This window comes from Streptomyces sp. CNH189, from assembly GCF_000527195.1.
In genome coordinates this window covers 1-5,396 of sequence record NZ_AZUS01000049.1, presented here as the reverse complement: position 1 = coordinate 5,396, position 5,396 = coordinate 1, and the positions used below count along the sequence as shown (strand labels likewise).

Here is a 5,396-nt window from a genome sequence, read left to right as displayed (position 1 = left end):
CGGCAAGACCACGACCACGGTCCGGCTCGCGGAGGCTCTGGCGAAGGCGGGCAAGAGGGTGCTCGTCGTCGACATGGACCCCCAGGGCAACGCCTCCCGGCGCCTCGGGTGGGCGTACAACCCGGACGACGCGCAAGCCACGATCAGCGAAGCGATTCAGGCCGACCGGCCTGGCGCGGTCGCGGCCGTGGTGCAGCCGATTGGCTGGGATGTCGAGTACGCCTCCCGGATCGTGCTCGCGCCGGCGCGGCTGGAGCTGGAGAACCGGATGTCGGAGGCCGGGGTGGTCGGAGCCTGGCGGCGCCTGGCCAAGGGCCTGGAAGGCGCGGACGACCACGTCGACTACACGCTCATCGACTGCCCGCCCTCGCTGTTCCACCTCACCCAGCTCGCCTTGGCGGCCGCCGACTCTGTCGTCATCGTCACCGAGCCCGAGTACGACTCCGCCGAAGCCGCCGGCCGTGTCCGCGACTTCGTTGCCCAGAGGGCTGTGGAGCTCGCCAACCCAGGGCTGGAGCTGGCCGGGGTCATCGTCAACGGGATGCAGAACCTCGGCTCCCACGCGGACCAGCTGGCGTATATCCGGGAGACGTTCGGTGGCCTCGTCTGGGATCCGGTCGTGCGGCACCGGTCCCTCATCGTGGACGCCGATGGTGACGAGGTGCCCCTGACCGAGGTTCGCGGCGACAAGGCTGCCGAGGTGCGCGCGACGTACGAGCTGCTCGCGCAGACGATGGTCAAGGCGGTCCCGACCCGATGAGCCGCAAGCCTCGCAAGACTCCCGGCCAGTCGCACAACCCGGCCTTGGTACCGAACCGGGAACCGCTCCGGGTCGGCGACGGCATCACCCCGGTGCCGGCGCCTGCCGCCGAGCCTGCCCCTGTGAAGCCGCCGAAGCCTAAGCGCGTGCCCTTCGGCTCCTACATCGACCCCGAGCTGCAGAAGGAGCTCCGGGTCGCCTGCGCGGTCGAAGGCATCGAGATCCGTGATGCCCTAGACCAGGCCCTCCGGCTATGGCTTTCCGAGCGACAAACACCCTGACCTAACGGCTAGCCAGCTAGCCAGCTTGCCCACAAGCTGGCTAGCTGTACGACACGTGCCCTGGCCACGGCGATGCCGGCACCGACGCGGAGCGACCACGACGGCCGACACCACATCGCGGCAGCAGCTGCTCCCCATCAGCCCAGGGACGGGCGGTGCGGTCGCCTCACGCGCCCGCATCCGTGACGGCGGGGGTACGGCGGCCCGCCAGGATTCCGGCCTGCTAGACGGCCGCTCAGGGCCGCGGAGCCCCCACCCCTCCCCGCCAGCCCTGGCCTACGAGCACAACGGCGAGAGCCGCAGTCGGCGACCGGCCCGCCACGTAAACCCCGGCGAGTAGCCGCTCAACCGGCAACAGAAAGCCCCCGACGGGTGTCCGGCAGGGGCTTATGGAGGTGCTGAGCAGCGAGTGTCACTCTCCGATGGGGACCCGGGCGCCGGGGGCGTAGACGTCTTCCCAGTACCCGAGCGGGCGTTCGTCGTCGTGGAAGGTCACGGTGGTGACGAGGACGGCCACGGCCGCGTGCGGCGGGGCATCGATCTCCAGAGCGTTCAGTTCATCCTGGGACGCTTGCCTGGCGTGCGCGGTCCGCTGTCCCTTCACAACCTCACGACCGGTCCGCTCGGTGTAGAGCTTGTCGAACTGCTTCACCATGCGGACGTCGTCGCCCAGCTCGGGGACGGCCGAGGTGGTGTGGGGCGGGTAGACGGAGACGCCGACCGACGTCGGCTTGTCGTCTTGGCGGAAGACCCGGATGCGGATCACGGCTTCGTCGCCCGGTTCCAGGTCGAGGGCCGTACAGATCTCCGGGTCGTGGACTGAACGACGCATCACGCGGTGACCGGAGGAGGTCTCACCAGGGGCGTACCGCAGACCGTTCTTCTCCATACGGTTCAGCCGGTCCGCGCCGGTGATCACGATGGGGGACTTCTCCACGACGGTGCCCAGTGCGCCCCGCGAGGCAACCAGGCCCTCGCTCTTGAGCAGACCCAAGGCCCGGCTCACGGTCTTGGCCGCCACGCCGAACTGCTCGCGGATCTCAGCGACTGATGGCAGTGAGTCGCCCGGGGCGAGTTCCCCGGCCTTGATCAGCGTGCGGAAGTGGGCGGCCACATCGGCATACCCCTTCCCCTCCGGTGCCTTGTATGCCACGACTTCTCCCTCTTCGTCTGAACAGTGCGCTCCCCCGAAGGTACATCAAGAGATGCCGAAGGTACATCTCTTGATTGGAGCCTGTGCTTCATGTACCTTCATGCCGTCGGCAAGGTACGTAAAGTACTTCCATGCCGACGGATTCGTACCTTCGGCATGAGAGGTTCTGTCGTGGCCACAACGAACGTCCCGCCCCAGCCCGGGGCCAATGGCTCGCACGCCAAGGGCAGCACCAACAAGTCCAACTCCTTCACCGGCTTCGCCCCCTCGTTCGGGCTCAACGTCAACGTGCAGGCCAACGGCCGTGGCAACGGTGGCGGCAGCGGCCGGACGGCGGTCGGCGCGGGTGGCCAGCAGGGCGGCGGCGGCTCGCACTTCATCCTCGGAGAGCCCGAGTTCAACTCGGCCGAGGACGTGCGGAACTACTGCAACCACGTCCGCGCCCTGATGCTGCAGGCCGCGATCGAGCTGGCGATGGCCGCCAAGATCCTGGAGGCCCGCCTCGCGCAGGCGCAGCAGCTCCCCGGCGACAACCCGATCCAAGGCCGGATGCGGGCCCGCAAGGTCGGCCGGAGCCTCAAGAAGGCCGCCGACGGCGCCACGTCCGCCGCGAAGGGTGCGGTCGCCACCTACGGCGCCTTCACCCGTGAGTACGCCGACCTGATGCGCCCGCGCCCTCAGCGTCAGGCGTCCACCAACCCCTTCAAGTTCTGAGAGGCGGTACCTGAGATGGGCAACAACAAGGACGCTCAGCAGCAGCACGAAGACCGCCTCAACTCCGGCGGGTCGACGGGCATGGGTGCCTGGCTGTGGCACCGGGCTAAGCCGTACACCCCGCCGTGGATCGTCACGGGCGTGGTCGGCACGGCGGGCGCCGGCGCCCACGAGCTGTGGGGCGGCTCGCCCTGGGCCGGGGTCGGCCTCACCCTCGCGTCGGTCGGCCTGACGGCCGCGACCTGGTGGGCGGGCAAGTCCACCGGGCAGCAGCGCCGCCTCCACTCCGCCATCACCGTGGCGGCCGGGGCAACCTGGTTCACCGCCTCCGCGCTGTCCGGCCCCCTCACCGGCCCGCTGCCCGACCTGTACCTGATGGGCGGCGCGAGCCTCGCCCTGACCTGGAACATCCGCCAGGTCATGCGCTCATCGACTCCCGAGGGCTCCGGGTCCGTCTCGGACAAGGGTCTGCTGGAGAAGGTCGGCCTCGCCCGGACCAAGCTCCGCGACGTCAAGGTCGAGCCGAACCGCGTCACGGTCCCCTACGAGTTGCCCGCCGGGGAGCTGACCAACGACGACATCAACAAGGCGATCCCGCGTATCGCCTCGGCTCTCGACGTGCCGACCACCGCGATCCGTGTCCAGCACGATCCCGACTCCGCAAGGAAGGGGCAGTTCGTCATCGTGCCGGAGGACATGCTGAAGACGCCGACCGTGTGGCCCGGCCCGTTCGCACCGGGCGAGTCCGTGGCCGTGCCCCTGCGGATCGGCGTCTACGACGACGGCAGCGACCTGGTGCTCCCGCTGCTGGATGCGATCCACCTGCTCGTCATGGGGATGACCGGTTCGGGCAAGACCGAGGGAGCCGTGGACCTCCTGCTGGAGATCCTGACCCGCAATGACGTGGCCGTGTGGCTCGCTGACGCGGCCAAGGCCGGGCAGGACTTCCAGCCGCTCGTGCCCGCGCTCGACTGGGCCGCGCTGGACACCCCGTCGGCCGGGGCGATGGTCGACGCGGTCCAGGCCGTTATCCCCGCCCGCACCGCTTGGCTGCGGGACCACAGCTACCGCGCCTGGGAGCCCGCGGCCGCCAAGACGCAGACCAACCCCGCGCACTCCTGCGCGTCGGCCGGCGCCTGCGGCTGCCCCGGGATGCCGTACCTGCTCGCATGGTTCGAGGAGGCGGCCAAGCTCCTGCGAGAGCTGGGCGACGACGTGTTCACTGGCATCGCCCAGGAGGCCCGGTCGGCGGGCGTCTCCCTGGTGGTCTCCATGCAGCGCGCGAGTGGCTACCAACTCAGCACCGACACCCGCGCCTCGCTCCCGGCCGCGATGTGCTTCGGCGTCCGGGGAGACGACGCCGGGTTCGCCCTCCCCGAGGAGGTCCTGGACGCGGGCGCCAACCCGGCCGCGTGGGGCAACAAGCGCAAGGGCTACGTCTACCTGGTGTCCGCCGGGGTCGAGGAGGACCTGTACGCCAACCCCGCCCGGACGTTCTGGACCGGCCCCCCGGCCGAGGGCAGCTACGAGCGGATGGCCCGCTACGTGGTGGAGCAGTTCGCCGCGGTGCGGGCCGAGCTGGACCCGGTGACTGTGGCTGCCGCCGCGCGGGCCGCCGGGGAGCTGTTCACCAACCGCCGGGCACGGGCGGGCGCGGTCGCCGCTCCGGCCGGGCCCGGACGGGAGCAGACGGGCCAGGAGGACGGCGACCTCGTGGAGATGGAGCACGACGGCGTCGACCTGAGCGCCGAACTCCCGCCTGTGGAGCACGACGCGGAACTCCCGCCGGCCAAGCCGTCGACCGAGGAGGCCCGCGAGCTCCTGGAGGAGATGGTCGCCACGCTCGCCTCGGTCGGCCCTGGCACGGTCGCAGTCCGCGACCTCAAGCCGTACCTGGAGCAGATCGGCCGTGACCGCTCCTGGGTCTCCCGCGAGATGAAGCGGATGTCTGAGGAGGGCCGCCTGGCGGCTACGGGCGAAGAGGGCGTCTACCGCCTCGTGCCCACCCTCGCCGGGGTCTGAGACGGCCCGCACAGCCACACAGCCACACAGCGCGAATCCCCACGTCACACGGCGTGTGAAGAGGGCCGCACACCGCCCCGCACACCGTGCGCACAGCCGGACCGCACACCCCCCGCACACCGAACGACGACGGACCGCCCCGCAGCAACCGGGGCGGCCCGCCTAGCGACCACGGAGGCATCCCGTGACCACTGACCCGAAGCATCTCACCGACTCCGAGGCGTCCGCCGAAGCGGCCCGCCTGATCCGCGAGGCGTACCAGCCGGAAGAGCCGGCCACCCCGACCTACTTCCGCGACGACACCCCCGTGCCCGCGTACGGCACCACCCCGCCTGTCCCGCAGCCCGATTCCCGGATCGTCCCCCAGTGGGCCGCCGGGGTCGCCGTCGCCTCCATCGGTGTGGGCGCCGGCGTCACCGGCCTCGGGTGCGGTGCCTGGCTGATCCTCCAGGGCCTGGCCTCCGTG

Annotated in this window: 5 protein-coding genes and 1 pseudogene; 5 read left to right on the top strand and 1 reads right to left on the bottom strand. The window is 70.7% G+C overall.

Annotated elements, in window-relative coordinates; all coding sequences use genetic code 11:
- A partial coding sequence (locus tag B100_RS0133390; RefSeq protein WP_024888671.1) for a ParA family protein occupies window positions 1-760 on the top strand: 760 nt, incomplete at its 5' end.
- Complete coding sequence (locus B100_RS37120) at window positions 757-1,041, top strand: hypothetical protein (protein ID WP_158686777.1); 285 nt, start codon at window positions 757-759, stop codon at window positions 1,039-1,041. The genes B100_RS0133390 and B100_RS37120, both read left to right, overlap by 4 nt.
- Before the next feature lie 412 nt (window positions 1,042-1,453).
- Here the strand turns inward: B100_RS37120 and B100_RS0133380 are convergent, their stop codons facing one another.
- Window positions 1,454-2,194, bottom strand: a complete 741-nt coding sequence (locus tag B100_RS0133380) for a GntR family transcriptional regulator (protein WP_024888670.1) — start codon at window positions 2,192-2,194, stop codon at window positions 1,454-1,456.
- 171 nt (window positions 2,195-2,365) lie between these two features.
- Between B100_RS0133380 and traA the strand changes: the two genes are divergently transcribed.
- The 3 genes and pseudogenes from traA to B100_RS34725 form a co-directional block, all read left to right on the top strand.
- Window positions 2,366-2,908 (top strand): plasmid transfer protein TraA, encoded by a 543-nt coding sequence (gene traA / locus B100_RS0133375; RefSeq protein WP_051490125.1) that lies wholly within the window; start codon window positions 2,366-2,368, stop codon window positions 2,906-2,908.
- 15 nt (window positions 2,909-2,923) lie between these two features.
- Window positions 2,924-4,930: a plasmid transfer protein TraB gene (traB, locus tag B100_RS0133370; protein ID WP_024888668.1), complete on the top strand. Its 2,007-nt coding sequence runs from the start codon at window positions 2,924-2,926 to the stop codon at window positions 4,928-4,930.
- Window positions 4,931-5,114: 184 nt separating this feature from the next.
- Window positions 5,115-5,396: pseudogene (locus tag B100_RS34725) on the top strand (hypothetical protein); the annotation flags it as partial.